Source organism: Micromonospora sp. Llam0, from assembly GCF_003751085.1.
Lineage (GTDB): Bacteria > Actinomycetota > Actinomycetes > Mycobacteriales > Micromonosporaceae > Micromonospora_E.
The window spans coordinates 3,574,637-3,590,172 of sequence record NZ_RJJY01000001.1; the positions used below are offsets into that span (position 1 = coordinate 3,574,637).

The window sequence follows — 15,536 nt, forward strand, 5'->3', positions numbered from 1 at the left end:
GGGTCGGGCACCAGCCGCCGTCAGGCGATCATGGCGGGCTCCCGCCACTGGCGGCGGCTGGTGCGGTCAAGGTCGTAGCGCACGGCGGCGATCCGCCGTACCGCGTCGGTCAGCACCGGCACCGGCAGGGTGAACGGCAACCGCAGGAACCGCTCCAGGGTGCCGTCGATGCCGAACCGGGGACCGGGGGCCAGCCGCACCCCGGACTCCTCGGCCGCTCGGGCGAGCGCGCTGGAGATCGGGCCGTCCAGCTCCGCCCAGAGGGTCACCCCGCCGTGCGGCACGGTGACCCGCCACTCGGGCAGCACGTTGGCCAACTCGGCGAGCAACGCGTCCCGCTGGGCGGTGAGCTGCGCCAACCGGGCCGGCACGATGGTGTCCGCGGCGGCCAGCAGGTGGACCCCGACCAGCTGGTCGAGCACCGGACCGGCCATGTCCACCCCGACCCGCAGGGCGGCCAGCCGCTGCACCAACGGCGCCGAGGCCCGCACCCAGCCGATCCGCAGCCCACCCCAGTAGGGCTTGCTCATCCCACCGATGGAGATCACCCGGGAGTGCCGGTCGAAGACCGCAGTCGGCGGCGGCACCGGGGTGCCGTCCAGCGGCAGATCCACGAACGACTCGTCGACCACCAGGTCGGTGCCGCTGGCGTGGGCCGCCGCGACCACCCGTTCCCGCAGCTCGACCGACATCAGGTGACCGGTCGGGTTCTGGAACTCGGGGATCAGGTAGGCCAGCCGGGGCCGGTCCTGCCGGATCGCGCCGAGCAGCAGGTCGGCGTCCCAACCGTCGCCAGCGGTGGTCGCCAGTCCGTGGGTGGCGATCCGGGCCCGACGGGCGGCGAGCGCGGCGAGCGCGTTCGGGTAGGTGGGCGACTCGACCAGTACCGGCGCACCGGCCGGCAGCAGCAGCCGCAGCACCAGGTCGAGGGCGTGCTGGGTGCCGCTGGTCACCATGATCTGCTCCGCGCTGGTGGGCAGACCACGCCGGGTGTAGCCGTGGGCGACCGCGGCCCGCAGCTCGGCCAGCCCGGTCGGGTAGTAGCCGGCGTGCTGCAGGAAGCGGGGCAGATCCTCGGCGGCGGCCCGGGCCGCCGGTACCAGCTCGGGTGGGGCGGCCAGCGCCGCGTACCCCAGGTCGATCATGTCGGGAGCGGTCTCCGCGGTCCACAGCCCGGAGCTGGCCACCTGGTGTCCGGTGGGCAACGTGGTCCAGCTGCCGGCCCCCCGGCGGCTGGTCAGGTGGCCGGTCTCCCGCAGGCTGCGGTACGCGGCGGTGACGGTGGTCCGACTGACCCGCAGCGCCTCGGCAAGTTCCCGCTCGGCCGGCAGCCGTACGCCGAGCGGCAGCCGCCCGTCGGCGAGCAGTCCGCGGACCGCCCCGGCCAGCGCGGCGTAGTCCGGGTTGCGCCGCCGGCCGGGCAGGGCATGCCACTGGCCGAGCAGCCGGGCCAATTGGCTGCCACGCACGATCACCGCCATATCCAGTTGCCTCCGATTGGTCGTATCGCGATCGCCGATTGGCCTTCAGAGTGGCATGCATGACCAGAATTGGCAACGGCGGTGGCCTCCTCCGCAGATCGGACCCCGACCCCGGTCACCATCCCGGCGACCGCACCGGCCGACACCCGGGTCGGCGGCTGCCCCGCCGGCTCGGGCAGCTCTACGCCGGCCTCGCCCTGTACGGCGTCAGCATGTCGCTGATGATCGAGTCGGATCTCGGGCTGAACCCGTGGGACGTCTTCCACCAGGGGCTGACCCAGCTGACCGGGCTAAGCTTCGGGACCGTCACGGTGCTCGTCGGCGGGGCCGTGCTGCTGCTGTGGATACCGCTGCGGCAGCGACCGGGCCTCGGCACGGTCAGCAACGTGGTGGTGATCGGCGTCGCGGTGGACGCCGGCCTCGCGCTACTGCCCGCACCGACGCAACTGCCGGTCCGGGGCGTGTTCCTGGTCGCCGGGATCGTGCTCAACGGTCTGGCCACCGGCCTGTACATCGGAGCGCGGATGGGCCCCGGCCCCCGGGACGGGCTGATGACCGGCTGGGTCACACGGCACCCGCGCAGCTCGGTCCGGCTGGTCCGCACCGTGATCGAGCTGACCGTGCTCGGGTGCGGCTGGCTGCTCGGCGGCACCGCCGGAGTGGGCACCGTGCTCTACGCGGTCGGCATCGGACCGCTGGTGCAGTTCTTCCTGCCGCTGTGCACCGTACCCACCGACGCGACCGGACCCGATGCGGCCGCGCCCGTCGCGGCCGCGCCCGAGCCGGTCCCGGCGGTCAGTCGTCCGGCGGACGGTAGCTGACGCCGACCCGGTCCAGCCGGCGCAACTGCCCGGTCAGCCGGCCCCGGAACTCCGCCCACACCCCGGACGGCACCGCGCCGGTGTCGTCGGTCGGCACCGGTCCGGACCAGCCCACCTCGGCCAACGCGGCCAGCCGGGGGAAGGCCCGCCACCACACCCGCTGCTCGGTGGGCAGGTACTCGCTCCACAACTGCCCCTGCACCCCGAGCACGTCGCCGGGCTGGAACCCGTACACCGTGCGCAGCGGCAGCACCCCGGCGATGGCCAACGGCTCGGCCGGATCGTCGGACTCGGCCCAGTCGAAGTACGTGTGGCTGTACGGCGCGGCGACCACCGGCAGGCCGGCGGCCCGGGCCAGGTCGATCCGGTCGGTGCCCCGCCAGGCGAAGACGGTGGCCCCGGCCGGCGCCCCCCGGTCGAGCAGTTCGTCCCAGACCGCGGTCCGCCGGCCGTGGCCGGCCAGATGCTCGGCCAGCCGTCCGGTCCACCAGCCCTGCAGGTCGGCCACCCGGGGCAGGCCGAGCTCGGTGGCCCGGGCGACGGCCGCCGGGTTCGCCGCCCACTCGGCGGTCGGCACCTCGTCCCCGCCGACGTGCACGTACCCGAACGGGAAGACCTCGACCACCTCGTCGAGGATGTGGTGCACGGCAGCCAGGGTGGCCGGTTCCAGGTTGAGTACGTGGGTGGAGATCCCCCAGGTCGTCCCGACGGCCAACCGGCGGGTCGGATCGTTGCCGAACTCCGGATAGGCCGCGATCGCCGCCTGGGCGTGCCCGGGCAGGTCGATCTCCGGCATGATCCGCACCCCGCGCCGGGCCGCGTACGCCACCAGGTCACGCAGCTGCGCCTGCCGGTACCAGCCGCCGTGCGGCACCCCGTCGCTGCGGCCGTCCCGGGCATGACCGGCCGGCGACGCCGCCCGGAAACCGCCCACCTCGGTCAACCGGGGGTACCGCCGCACCTCGAACCGCCAACCCTGGTCGTCGGTCAGATGCAGGTGCAGGGTGTTGAGCTTGTGCATGGCCAGCACATCGACGTAGCGGTAGAGCAGCGGCAGCGGGTGACACCAGCGGGCCACGTCGAGCAGCGATCCCCGCCACGGGTACGCCGGCACGTCGACGATCTCCACCGTCGGCAGCCGCCACGGCACCCCACGGACCGGCCCGGCCGCGTACACCTGGTCGGGCAGCAACTGGCGCAGGGTCTGCACCGCCCAGCGCAGCCCGGCCTCGGCGGCGGCCACCGCCCGGACCCCGGACCGGTCGACCCGCAGCCGGTAGCCCTCGGCGCCGAGCGCGGGATCGTCGCGCACCAGCAGGCTGATCACGCCGTCGCCGGGCGCCCCGACCGTCGGCAACGGCAGCCCGGTCGCCGGGGAGAGCAGTTCGCGCAGCAGGTCGGCGACGCCGGCCGGCGCGAACACGCCGGTCGTCGCGTCGAGGGCGAAATGCCCGGCCTCACGGATCAGACGGGTGGGACGCGGCAAAAGCATGTCCACAGCCAAGCACAGGAGTTCCGCCCGCGCGCCCGGCGCGGCATCATGGGCAGATGATGGACGAGGGGTGGGCTTGGTCGGACGCGTGGATCTTCGTCTCGACGGTCATCGCCGGCAAGGTGGGTCGGCACCGCAGGTCGCCGCTGAGCCGCCGACCCGAAGGGGTACGCCTGGTCGACGTGCTCGCCACCGCCGAACACCTCAACCAGGCGATCCCCACCCGGGAGGAGATCGAGACCGGGGTACGCCGACTGCTCGGTGCCGGGCTGATCTCGGTCAGCGACGGCTGGTTCCAGGTGACCGAGGCCGGAGAACAGCTGTGGCGGGACCGGCCACGCAGCGGCCTGACCACCACGGTGGACAGTGTGCACGGGGTGCTCGACCAGCGGTACGCCGCCACCGAGGCCGAGTGGCGGCTGGACGACCAGGACCACGCCGCCGCGATGCTCGAATACACCGGGCGTTTCCTGCCGCCGGTGCCCCGGCGTTCGGTGGAGAACTCCGCCGCCGCCCAGCAGGGCCGGGCCTGACCACCGGCCGGGCCTGACCTCGGGCGGGTCGACGGAGTCGGCTACGGCGGTCAGCGCACCGGGTGGCCGGCGTCGCGCAGCTCCTGTTTGACCGCGCCGATGGTCAGCTCGCCGAAGTGGAACACGCTCGCGGCGAGGACCGCGTCGGCCCCGGCGGCAACCGCCGGCGGGAAGTGCGCGGTGGCACCGGCCCCGCCGCTGGCGATCACCGGAATGTCGACCACCGCCCGCACCGCCGCGATGAGCTCGACGTCGAAACCGCTCTTGGTGCCGTCGGCGTCCATCGAGTTCAGCAGGATCTCGCCGGCACCCAGCTCGGCGCCGCGCCGGGCCCAGGCCACCGCGTCGATCGCGGTCCCCCGCCGACCGCCGTGGGTGGTCACCTCGAAACCGCTGGGCGTGTCACCGCTGGCAACCGTCTGCGGCCCGGCACGGCGCACGTCCAGGGACAGCACCAGCACCTGCCGGCCGAACCGGTCGGCGATCTCGGCGATCAGATCGGGTCGGGCGATCGCCGCAGTGTTCACCCCGACCTTGTCCGCTCCGGCGCGCAGCAACGTGTCCACGTTCTCCGCCGACCGCACCCCGCCACCGACGGTGAGCGGAATGAACACCGACTCGGCGGTCCGGCGGACCACGTCCAGCATGGTGCCCCGGGCGTCGGAGGAGGCGGTGACGTCGAGGAAGGTCAACTCGTCCGCGCCGGCCGCGTCGTAGGCGGCGGCCAGCTCGACCGGGTCCCCGGCGTCGCGCAGGTCGACGAAGTTGACCCCCTTGACCACCCGGCCCGCGTCCACGTCGAGGCAGGGGATCACCCGGACCGCGACGCTCACCCGGAAACCTCCGAGCGGCCGGCGTCGCGCAGCGCGGCGAGCGCCTGCGCGACGCTGAACGCGCCGGCGTACAGCGCCTTGCCGGCGATCACTCCCTCCACCCCGGCCGACTCCAGAGTGGCGAGCGCCCGCAGATCATCCAGGGTGGACACGCCGCCGGAGGCGATCACCGGCGCGTCGGTCCGGGAGCACACCTCACGGAGCAGGTCCAGGTTCGGTCCCCGCATGGTGCCGTCCTTGGTGATGTCGGTGACCACGTACCGCGCGGCCCCGGCCTTGTCCAGCCGTTCGAGGATCTCGAACAGGTCACCGCCGTCGCGGGTCCAGCCCCGGGCGGCCAGCGTACGGCCACGCACGTCCAGGCCGATCGCCACCCGGTCACCGAACTCGGCGACGATCCGGTCGCACCAGACCGGGTCCTCCAACGCGGCGGTGCCGATGTTGACCCGGGCCGCGCCGGTGCCCAGCGCGGCGGCGAGCGACTCGTCGTCGCGGATCCCGCCGGACAACTCCACCGCCACGTCGATCTGCCGGACCACCTCGGCGAGCAGATGGGCGTTGCTGCCCCGGCCGAAGGCGGCGTCGAGGTCGACCAGGTGGATCCACTCCGCCCCGTCACGCTGCCAGGCGAGCGCCGCCTCCAGCGGATCACCGTAGGAGGTTTCGCTACCGGCCGCGCCCTGGACCAGGCGGACGGCCTGGCCGTCGGCGACATCGACAGCGGGAAGCAGGGTCAGGGTCACGGATCGTCTCCTCGAGGATGGTGGGTATCAGGTCCGTCGGCCGAGCGCGATGACCACGACGGCGGGTGCCACGAGCAGCAGTACGGCGATCAGCAACAGGCGCAGCGCCATGTCGGGCACGGCCAGCCAGACGACCGCCAGCGCCGCCACGGTCAGCACCGCGATCCCGGCGCGCTCGGTGCGGCTACGCCGGATGAACAACCGCCCGGTGCGCCCGCCCGGCCGACGCGGGGTGAGCCGGCGCAGCGCGGACCGACGCCGCTGCCGGCGGGCGCTGGTCCGGGCCCGGGCGGCCCGCTCGCGTTCCGCCTCGGCCAGCCGGGCGGCCCGGCGGCGGGCCCGTTCCTTGCTCACCGGTCGCCTCCTACCTCGGTGGCCACCGGGGTGAGCGTGGCCAGCCAGTTGCCCAGCAGGGTGGCCCCGGTCTGGGCGGACTTCTCCGGATGGAACTGCGTCGCCGACAGCGCGCCACGTTCGGCGGCAGCCACGAAACCGGCCCCATGTTCGGTGGTGGTGACCAGGACGTCGGCGGCGGTCAGCTGGTCGACGGCGAGCGCCGCGTACGAGTGCACGAAGTAGAACCGGGCGTCGCCGGGCAGACCAGCGAACAGGGTGCTGCCGGCCGGCGCGGCCACGGTGTTCCAGCCCATGTGCGGCACCCGCTCGGCGGGCAGCCGGCGAACCCCGCCGGGCAGCAGGCCGAGCCCTTTGGTGACCACCCCGTGCTCCTCGCCGTACTCGAAGAGGATCTGCATGCCGACGCAGATGCCGAGCACCGGGCGTCCCTCGGCGACCCGCCGCGCGATCACCGGTGCCGCGCCGAGCTCGTCGATGCCGGACATGCAGGCCGCGTACGCGCCGACGCCCGGCACCACCAGCCCGGCGGCGGCGTCGGCCGTCGCCAGGTCGGCGGTCACGGTCACCTCGGCACCGGCCCGGGCCAGCGCGCGTTCGGCGGAGCGCAGATTGCCGGAGCCGTAGTCGAGCACCACGACGGCCGGCGGTGGCGTGGCCATCAGTCACCTCCGGGTAGCAGCCAGAACACGCCGGCGGCGACCGCCAACACGGCGAGGCCGGCGGCCAGGCCGACGGCACCCCGTCCGGCGCCCTGGCGGTGCAGCGACCAGGCGCCACCGACCAGCACCCCGGCCAGCGCGAACAGCGCCACCGGCAGGAAGCTGTCCACGTTACAGCGCGCCTTTGGTGCTGGGCACCGAGCCGGCCGACCGGGGATCGATCGCCACCGCCTCGCGCAGCGCCCGGGAGACCGCCTTGAACTGGGCCTCGACCACGTGGTGCGCGTCCGGGTGGCCGCCGTCGCGGGCGGCCCGCAGCACCGACACGTGCAGCGTGATCATGGCCGAGTGGCCGAGCGACTCCCAGATGTGCCGGGTCATGCTGGTCGGGTAGACCGGCCCGATGTAGGGCGCCAGCGCCGGCTCGTCGTGCACCACGTACGGCCGGCCGGACAGGTCGACCGCCGCCCGTACCAGCACCTCGTCCATCGGGATGGTGGCCGAGCCGTACCGGCGGATACCCGCCTTGTCGCCCAACGCCTGGCGCAACGCCGTACCCAGCGCGATCGCCGTGTCCTCCATCGTGTGGTGCGCGTCGATCTCCAGGTCACCGACCGTCTGTACGGTCAGGTCGAAGCCGCCGTGCCGGGCGATCTGGTGCAGCATGTGGTCGTAGAAGCCGACACCGGTGCCGATGTCGGCGGTGCCGGTGCCGTCTAGGTCCAGCTCCACCAGCACCTTGGTCTCGGCCGTGGTGCGTTCGACCCGCGCGGTGCGGTTCATCAGATTCCTTCCGTGGATGCTCCGGCCCGCAGGCCAGGGAGGAAATTGGACCCGGTGACCAGTTCCGTCATCGCGTCGAGGAACGCGTCGGTCTCCTGCGGCGTCCCGGCGGTCACCCGCAGCCAGCCGGCCAGTCCGACGTCACGGACCAGCACCCCACGCTCCAGCAACGCCTGCCAGACGGCCCGCTGGTCGCCACCGTTGACGCCGTCGCCACCGTTGACGCCGTCGCCACCGTTGACGCCGTTGACGCCGTTGACGCCTTCGACGCCGAACAGCACGAAGTTCGCGTCGCTGTCCGCCACGGTGAGCCCGAGCCGACGCAACTCGGCGACGATCCGGTCCCGCTGTCGCATGATCACCCGTACCGTACCGAGCAGGGTGTCCCGGTGCGCCAGCGCCGCCCGGGCCGCCGCCTGGGTCAACGCCGACAGATGGTAGGGCAGGCGGACCAGTTGGACCGCGTCGACCACCGCCGGATGCGCGGCCAGATAGCCCAGCCGACCGCCGGCGAAACCGAACGCCTTGCTCATCGTCCGGGTCACCACCAGCCGTGGATGCGTCGACAGCAGCCGCACCGCGCTGGCCGCGCCCGGGCGGGCGAACTCGGCGTACGCCTCGTCGACGACGACCATGCCCGGCGCGGCGGCCAGCACCGCCCGCACCACCGCCGGGTCCAGGGCGGTCCCGGTCGGGTTGTTCGGGGAGCAGAGGAAGACCAGGTCCGGCTGGTGCTCGACCACCTGGCCGGCCGCGTCGTCGGCGGACAGGTCGAAGTCGGGTCCGCGCCGGCCGTCGACCCACCGGGTGCCGGTGCCCACCGCCAGCAGCGGATGCATCGAGTACGCCGGGGTGAAGCCGAGCGCCACCCGGCCGGGACCGGCGAACGCCTGCAGCAACTGCTGCTGGATCTCGTTGGAGCCGTTGGCCGCCCACACTTGTGCCGTGGTCAGCCCGTGGCCGAGATAGCCGGCCAGGTCGGCCCGCAGCGCGACCGCGTCCCGGTCCGGGTAGCGGTTGAGTTGCCGCAGCTCCGCAGTGACCGCTTCGGCGATCGCCTCGACCACGACGTCCGGCAGCGGGTAGGAGTTCTCGTTGGTGTTGAGCCGCACCGGCACGTCCAGCTGCGGTGCCCCGTACGGGCTGCGCCCGCGCAGATCGTCGCGGATCGGCAGGTCGTCCAGGGTGATCGGGCCGGTCATCTGGTCACCGCCGGTCCACCCGCGGTCGGGGAAACGGCCGGTGAGTCCGCCGCCGGGGCGGCGATGCCGGTCGGGTCGGCGAACCGGGCCCGGACCGCCTGCCCGTGCGCCGGCAGGTCCTCGGCCTCGGCCAGGGTGACCACGTGGTCGGCGACGTCGCGCAACGCGTCCGCGTCGTACTCGACGAGGTGGATGCCGCGCAGGAAGGACTGCACCGACAGACCCGAGGAGTGCCGGGCGCAGCCGCCGGTGGGCAGTACGTGGTTGGAGCCGGCGCAGTAGTCGCCCAGCGACACCGGGGCGTACGCGCCGACGAAGACCGCCCCGGCGTTGCGGACCCGCAGCGCCCACTGCCGGGCGTCCCGGGTCTGGATCTCCAGGTGCTCGGCGGCGTACGCGTCGACCACGGCCAGACCGGTGTCGAGGTCGTCGACCAGGACGGTGCCGGACTGCTCGCCGCCGAGCGCGGTGGCGATCCGGTCGGCGTGCCGGGTGGCCGGCACCTGCCGGGCCAGTTCCCGGTCGACCGCGTCGGCCAGCCCGGTCGACGGGGTGACCAGCACGCTGGCCGCCAACGGATCGTGCTCGGCCTGACTGATCAGGTCGGCGGCGACGTGCACCGGGTCCGCGGTGTCGTCGGCGAGGATGGCGATCTCGGTCGGGCCGGCCTCGGCGTCGATGCCGACCACCCCGCGCAGCAGCCGCTTGGCGGCGGTGACCCAGATGTTGCCCGGCCCGGTGATCACGTCGACCGGGGCGCACCGGTCGGTCCCGTCCGGGTCGACCGCGGCGCCGTAGCCGAGCATCGCGACGGCCTGCGCGCCGCCGACCGCGTACACCTCGTCGACGCCGAGCAGGGCGCAGGCGGCCAGTACCCGCGAATCGGGCAGCCCGTCGTTGTCGCGCTGCGGCGGACTGGTCACCACCAGTGACGCCACCCCGGCGACCTGGGCGGGGACCACGTTCATCACCACGGTCGACGGGTACACCGCCAACCCGCCGGGCACGTACAGCCCGACCCGGCCGACCGGCACCCAGCGTTCGGTGACGGTCCCGCCGGGCACCACCTGGGTGGTGACGTCGGTCCGGCGCTGGTCGGCGTGCACCCGCCGGGCCCGGTCGATGCATTCCAGCAGCGCGGCCCGGACCCCGGGGTCGAGGTCGCGCTCGGCCGCGGCGAGCGCCTCGGTGGGCACCCGCAGCCGGTGCGGGCTGACCCCGTCGAACCGCTCGGCCGCCTCCCGGATCGCCAGGTAGCCATGGTCACGGACCGCCTCCACCAGCGGGCGGATCCGCTCGACCGCCACGGAGACGTCGAGCTGGGCACGGGGCAGCAGGCCACGCGGGTCGGGTGACCCGCCTCGCAGGTCGATCCGGTTCAGCACGCTTGCGAGTCTAGGCGTCCTCCCACTGGCCGGACGCCGGCCGTCCAGCGGACGGGACAGTGAGCGTGACCACGCTAGGCTCGACCGGTGGGTCAGCGGCTACCGGTCTTTCCGCTCGGGACGGTGCTCTTCCCCGGGTTGGTGCTGCCTCTGCACATCTTCGAGGAGCGTTACCGGGCGCTGGTCCGGCATCTGACCAGCCTGCCTGACGGCGTCACCCGGGAGTTCGGGGTGGTGGCGATCCGGCGGGGCTGGGAGGTGCTGCCGACCGCCGGGCCGCCGGGCGCGCCGGCACCGACCTCGGTGAGCCTGCACGAGATCGGCTGCACCGCTCAGCTGCGGCAGGTCACCGAGCTGCCGAACGGGCGGTACGACATCGTGACGGTCGGCCGGCGCCGGTTCCGGATCACCGACCTGGCCACCGAAGGTACGCCGTACCTCACCGCGTCGGTGCAGTGGCTGCCTGAGCCGACCGGGTCCGAGGAGCTGGCGGACCTGCTGGCCCCGCAGGTGCTCGCGGTGTTCCGGCAGTATCTCGACCTGGTCCGGACCGACTCGGCCGAGATCACCGAACAGCTGCCGGAGCAGCCGACCGTGCTGTCCCATCTGGTGGCGGCGACCGCCGCGTTGCACATCAGTGAGCGGCAGGCGCTGCTGGCGGAGCTGGACACCGCCCGGCGGCTGCGGGCCGAGCTGCGGATGCTCAATCGGGAGGTGGCGCTGCTGCGCCGGGTGCGGGCGGTGCCGGTCCCGTTGCCCGAGTTGGCGGTTCCGGCGAGTCCGAACTGATTCGCGGATCGGCGGCGACGTCCGGGGCCGAGTCCGGGCGCAGGTCCGGGGCCGCTGGGAGGGCTGGGAGGTCAGGCCCGGCTTCGACCCGGTCCGGCTCCGGACGCAGGTCCGGGTGGCTGGACCAGCCGGCCAGCATGGTGTACGCCAGCACCGCGCCGAGCGCCGGAGCGCCGAACGCGCCGGTGACCGTCGGCAGTACGCCGAACCACAGGTCGAAGTCGCCGGCCTGCAGGTCCGGTGGCCGCTCCAACTGGGCGCCGAGCGCCGCCGCCTCCAGTGCCCGCTGGTAGCCGGCCAGGCCGATCTGCCGGCCGAGGGCCCAGGCCAGCGCTGCCGCGCCGAGCCCGCCGACGGTGACGGCGACCAGCCCGTACGGTCCACGGGACCGGGGTAGCGACGCCCAGACGATGATCCCGGCGAGGATCCCGTAGCCGACGCCGAGCATCGCGAACCAGCCGTCGGCGGCGACGAAGTGCTCCGGGTCGCCGCCGCGTACCGCCGCGCCCTGCTCGGTTTTGACCACCGGGATCCAGGGGGCCAGCATCGACCAGGCGACGCCGAGCGGGGCACCGCCCACGGTGATCGCGGCGGCGACGGACAACCCTGGCCGTCGCCAGATCCGGCGCCGGCCGGTGTCGGGCGGGGTTACCGGCGACGCCCCGGACGGGCCGGTCGGGTCGCCGGGTGGGCCGGCGTCGGCGGTGGAACTCACCCGTCGATCCTCTCGCAGGTCTCAGCCGGCGACGGCGGTGGGGCCGAGGAGTGCCTTGAGGTCGGCCATCAACGCGGTGGTCGGGGCGACCCGGTGCGGGCCGAGGCGCAGCAGGGTGGCGCGGCCGCCGTTGACGAGTTTGACGTGCACCTCGGCCGATCCGGGGTGGCTGGTCAGCACGTCGCGGAGGCTGTCGACCAGGGGCGGGGTGCAGCGGGCCGGGGACAGCGCGATCACGATGGGCTTGATCTCGTCGGCGGCGGTGATCTCCGGTACGGACAGGTCCATCGCCATCAGCCGGGGCTGGTCGTCGCGGCGGTCGATCCGGCCCTTGACCACGACGATGGCGTCCTCGGCGATGTACTGGCCGACGAGTTCGTAGGTGTTCGGGAAGAACAGCACCTCGACGGCGCCGCCCAGGTCCTCCAGGGTGGCCGAGGCCCACGCGCGGCCCTGCTTGGTGATCCGCCGCTGCACCCCGGAGAGGATGCCGGCCAGGTTGACCACGGTGCCGTCGGCGACCGCGCCGTCCTCGGACAGGGCGGCGATGGACATGTCGGCGGCGTTGGCGAGGACGTGCTCGACACCGAACAGCGGGTGGTCGGAGACGTACAGGCCGAGCATCTCCCGTTCGAAGGTGAGCAGGTCGGTCTTGTCCCACTCGCCGTCCGGGATCGGCGGGGTGACCACCATCGGGCCCGCGCCGCCGCCGGCCGGGTCGGCGGCGCCGAACGCGTCGCCGAACAGGTCGTACTGGCCGACCGCTTCGTTGCGTTTGAGGTCCATGAACGAGTCGATCGCGTCGGCGTGCACGGTCAGCAGGCCCCGGCGGGTGTGTCCGAGGGAGTCGAACGCGCCCGCTTTGATCAAGGACTCGACGGTGCGTTTGTTGCAGGCCACCGGGTCGACCTTGCGCAGGAAGTCGTAGAAGTCGGTGTAGGCGCCCTTGTCCTTGCGGCACCGGGCGATCGCGTCGACGACGTTCGTGCCCACGTTACGCACGGCGGCCAGGCCGAACCGGATGTCGGCGCCGACGGCGGTGAACCGGGCTCCGGAGGCGTTGACGTCCGGCGGCAGCACCTTGATCTTCATCCGCCGGCATTCGGCCAGGTAGACGGCGGCCTTGTCCTTGTCGTCGCCGACGCTGGTCAGCAACGCGGCCATGTACTCGGCCGGGTAGTTGGCCTTCAGGTACGCGGTCCAGTAGGACACCAGGCCGTAGCCGGCGGTGTGCGCCTTGTTGAACGCGTAGTCGGAGAACGGGACCAGGATGTCCCACAGCGTCTTGATCGCCTCGTCGGAGTAGCCGTTGTCCCGCATGCCCTGCGAGAACGGCACGTACTCCTTGTCCAGGATCTCCTTCTTCTTCTTGCCCATCGCCCGGCGCAGCAGGTCCGCGGCGCCGAGCGTGTAGCCGGCCAACTGCTGGGCGATCGCCATGACCTGCTCCTGGTAGACGATCAACCCGTAGGTGTCGCCCAGGATGTCGGCGAGCGGCTCGGCCAGCTCGGGGTGGATCGGCACCACCGGTTTACGGTTGTTCTTGCGGTCGGCGTACTCGTTGTGCGCGTTGGCGCCCATCGGACCCGGCCGGTACAGGGCGAGGACGGCGGAGATGTCCTCGAAGTTGTCCGGCACCATCGACCGCAGCAGCGACCGCATCGGCCCGCCGTCGAGCTGGAACACCCCGAGCGTGTCACCACGGGCGAGCAGCTCGTAGGCGCGCTTGTCGTCCAGCGGCAGATCCTCCAGGACCAGGTTGAGGTTCTGGTTGTCGGCGATCCCGGCCAGGCAGTCGTCCATCACGGTCAGGTTGCGCAGCCCGAGGAAGTCCATCTTCAGCAGGCCGATGGACTCACACGCGCCCATGTCCCACTGGGTGATGATCGCCCCGTCCTGCTCCCGCTTCTGGATCGGCAGCACGTCGACGAGCGGGTCCCGGGACAGGATCACCCCGGCGGCGTGCACCCCCCACTGCCGCTTCAGCCCCTCCAGGCCCTTGGCCGTGTCGACGATCTTGCGGACCTCGCCGTCGGACTCGTACAGCGACCGGAACTCCACCGCCTCCGGGTAGCGCGGGTGCTTCGGGTCGAAGATGCCGGTCAGCGGGATGTCCTTGCCCATCACCGGCGGCGGCATCGCCTTGGTGATCCGGTCACCCATCGCGAACGGGTAGCCGAGCACCCTGGCCGCGTCCTTGATCGCGGCCTTCGCCTTGATCGTGCCGTAGGTGATGATCTGGGCGACCCGTTCCTCGCCGTACCGCTCGGTCGCGTAGCGGATCATGTCACCGCGGCGACGCTCGTCGAAGTCCATGTCGATGTCCGGCATCGACACCCGGTCCGGATTCAGGAACCGCTCGAACAGCAGGCCGTGCGGGATCGGGTCCAGCTCGGTGATGCCCAGGGCGTACGCGATCAGCGCCCCGGCCGCCGAACCACGACCCGGACCGACCCGGATCCCTTCCCGCTTCGCGTAGTGCACCAGGTCCGCGGTCACCAGGAAGTAACCCGGGAAACCCATCTTGAGGATCACGTCGAGCTCGTACTCGGCCTGCCGGCGGTGCCCGTCGGGCACCCCACCCGGGAACCGGCGCCCCAGCCCCCGCAGCACCTCGGCCCGCAGGAACGACTCCTCGGTCTCCCCGGCCGGCACCGGGAACTGCGGCATCAGGTCCCGGGACGCGAACAACGCCGAATAGTCGCCGATCTTCTCGGCGATCTCGAGGGTGTTGTCACACGCCCCCGGCACCTCCGCGTCCCACAGTTTCCGCATCTCCGAAGCGGACTTGAGATAGAAATCCCGCGCGTCGAACTTGAACCGCTTCGGGTCCGCCATCGTCGAACCGGACTGGACACACAGCAGCACCTCGTGCGCGTCCGCGTCCCGTTCATGCGTGTAGTGCAGATCATTGGTCGCGACCGGTTTGAGATTCAACCGCTTACCGAGCCGGATCAGATCATCCCGGACCCGGGTCTCGATACCCAGTCCGTGGTCCATCAACTCCAGGTAGAAATTGTCGGCACCGAAGATGTCACGGAATTCGGCCGCCGACGCGCACGCCTTCTCGAAGTCACCGATCCGCAACCAGGTCTGGACCTCACCGGACGGGCACCCCGTCGTCGCGATGATCCCCTTGCCGTACTCGTTCAGCAGCTCCCGGTCCGCACGCGGCTTGTAGAAGTACCCCTCCAGGCTCGCCCGCGAACCCAACCGGAACAGGTTACGCAGACCGTCCGCGTCCGCCGCCAGCATCGTCATGTGCGTGTACGCGCCACCACCGGAGACGTCGTTCTCCCCACCCTCGGCCCACCGCACCCTCGTCCGATCCCGACGATCCGTCCCAGGTGTGAGATACGCCTCCAAGCCGATGATCGGTTTCACCCCGGCGCCGGTCGCCTGCTTGAAAAAGTCGTACGCGCCGAAAAGATTGCCGTGGTCGGTCATCGCCAGGGCCGGCATTTCCAGACGGTTGGCCTCGGCGAACAGTTCCTTCAACCGGGCCGCTCCATCGAGCATCGAATACTCTGTGTGCACGTGCAGGTGCACAAAACTATCGGACACCGACCCGGCCCCCTTCTCCCGTCCCGGCACGACCAGCGAACCCTATCGTGTCGCCACCGACGCCGCACCGAGGCGCGCGGAGTCCGCAGCCGCACGGCCCAGCACTACTTTCACTCGCCGCGACTCGCGACACTCCCGGCAGACCACGAGCTCCACCCGACAACACCGTCAGTGAGGGT

14 protein-coding genes and 1 pseudogene are annotated in these 15,536 nt (G+C 72.5%); 3 read left to right on the top strand and 12 right to left on the bottom strand.

Going from position 1 to position 15,536, the window contains the following annotated elements; all coding sequences use genetic code 11:
* Positions 1–20 precede the first annotated feature (20 nt).
* A complete protein-coding gene (locus EDC02_RS15545; RefSeq protein WP_123602578.1) occupies positions 21–1,481 on the bottom strand; it encodes a PLP-dependent aminotransferase family protein in 1,461 nt (486 codons plus the stop codon).
* A gap of 212 nt (positions 1,482–1,693) precedes the next feature.
* Here EDC02_RS15545 and EDC02_RS15550 point away from each other — a divergent pair, with 212 nt between their 5' ends.
* Positions 1,694–2,302, top strand: a complete 609-nt coding sequence (locus tag EDC02_RS15550; protein ID WP_233606400.1) for a YitT family protein — start codon at positions 1,694–1,696, stop codon at positions 2,300–2,302.
* Here the strand turns inward: EDC02_RS15550 and EDC02_RS15555 are convergent.
* Positions 2,277–3,794, bottom strand: coding sequence for a beta-N-acetylhexosaminidase (locus EDC02_RS15555; protein WP_123604826.1), 1,518 nt, complete (start codon positions 3,792–3,794; stop codon positions 2,277–2,279). The two genes, EDC02_RS15550 and EDC02_RS15555, sit on opposite strands and share 26 nt — an antisense overlap.
* Positions 3,795–3,850: 56 nt before the next feature.
* Here EDC02_RS15555 and EDC02_RS15560 point away from each other — a divergent pair, with 56 nt between their 5' ends.
* Positions 3,851–4,327 carry a hypothetical protein gene (locus EDC02_RS15560; RefSeq protein ID WP_123602579.1) on the top strand — a complete coding sequence of 159 codons (477 nt, stop codon included), beginning with the start codon at positions 3,851–3,853 and terminating at the stop codon, positions 4,325–4,327.
* 50 nt (positions 4,328–4,377) lie between these two features.
* On the opposite strand, the gene hisF is transcribed toward EDC02_RS15560, so the two are convergent.
* The 8 genes and pseudogenes from hisF to hisD form a co-directional block, all read right to left on the bottom strand.
* Positions 4,378–5,160, bottom strand: a complete 783-nt coding sequence (gene hisF, locus EDC02_RS15565; protein WP_123602580.1) for an imidazole glycerol phosphate synthase subunit HisF — start codon at positions 5,158–5,160, stop codon at positions 4,378–4,380.
* Positions 5,157–5,903: a bifunctional 1-(5-phosphoribosyl)-5-((5-phosphoribosylamino)methylideneamino)imidazole-4-carboxamide isomerase/phosphoribosylanthranilate isomerase PriA gene (gene priA / locus EDC02_RS15570; RefSeq protein ID WP_123602581.1), complete on the bottom strand. Its 747-nt coding sequence runs from the start codon at positions 5,901–5,903 to the stop codon at positions 5,157–5,159. The genes hisF and priA overlap by 4 nt, the downstream gene beginning before the upstream one ends.
* Before the next feature lie 27 nt (positions 5,904–5,930).
* The gene (locus EDC02_RS15575) at positions 5,931–6,257 is read right to left on the bottom strand and encodes a hypothetical protein (RefSeq protein WP_123602582.1); all 327 of its coding nucleotides are present in this window, start codon (positions 6,255–6,257) and stop codon (positions 5,931–5,933) included.
* Positions 6,254–6,919: an imidazole glycerol phosphate synthase subunit HisH gene (hisH, locus tag EDC02_RS15580; RefSeq protein ID WP_123602583.1), complete on the bottom strand. Its 666-nt coding sequence runs from the start codon at positions 6,917–6,919 to the stop codon at positions 6,254–6,256. The genes EDC02_RS15575 and hisH overlap by 4 nt, the downstream gene beginning before the upstream one ends.
* Positions 6,919–7,089, bottom strand: coding sequence for a hypothetical protein (locus EDC02_RS40840; protein WP_199757649.1), 171 nt, complete (start codon positions 7,087–7,089; stop codon positions 6,919–6,921). Before EDC02_RS40840 ends, hisH begins: the two co-directional genes overlap by 1 nt.
* 1 nt (position 7,090) lies before the next feature.
* On the bottom strand, positions 7,091–7,702 hold the full coding sequence (hisB, locus tag EDC02_RS15585) for an imidazoleglycerol-phosphate dehydratase HisB (RefSeq protein WP_123602584.1): 612 nt from the start codon (positions 7,700–7,702) through the stop codon (positions 7,091–7,093).
* Positions 7,702–8,904 (bottom strand): histidinol-phosphate transaminase, encoded by a 1,203-nt coding sequence (locus EDC02_RS15590; protein WP_123602585.1) that lies wholly within the window; start codon positions 8,902–8,904, stop codon positions 7,702–7,704. Before EDC02_RS15590 ends, hisB begins: the two co-directional genes overlap by 1 nt.
* A gap of 80 nt (positions 8,905–8,984) precedes the next feature.
* Positions 8,985–10,289: pseudogene (gene hisD, locus EDC02_RS15595) on the bottom strand (histidinol dehydrogenase); the annotation flags it as partial.
* Between the two features lie 87 nt (positions 10,290–10,376).
* Between hisD and EDC02_RS15600 the strand changes: the two are divergent.
* Entirely contained in the window at positions 10,377–11,078 is a 702-nt protein-coding gene (locus tag EDC02_RS15600) for an LON peptidase substrate-binding domain-containing protein (RefSeq protein ID WP_123602587.1), read from the top strand.
* Here EDC02_RS15600 and EDC02_RS15605 read toward each other — a convergent pair.
* Together EDC02_RS15605 and dnaE are read right to left on the bottom strand one after the other, a co-directional pair.
* Positions 10,993–11,793, bottom strand: a complete 801-nt coding sequence (locus EDC02_RS15605; RefSeq protein WP_123602588.1) for a DUF2567 domain-containing protein — start codon at positions 11,791–11,793, stop codon at positions 10,993–10,995. The two genes, EDC02_RS15600 and EDC02_RS15605, sit on opposite strands and share 86 nt — an antisense overlap.
* Positions 11,794–11,814: 21 nt before the next feature.
* Complete coding sequence (gene dnaE, locus EDC02_RS15610) at positions 11,815–15,357, bottom strand: DNA polymerase III subunit alpha (RefSeq protein ID WP_123604827.1); 3,543 nt, start codon at positions 15,355–15,357, stop codon at positions 11,815–11,817.
* Between the last annotated feature and the right edge of the window lie 179 nt (positions 15,358–15,536).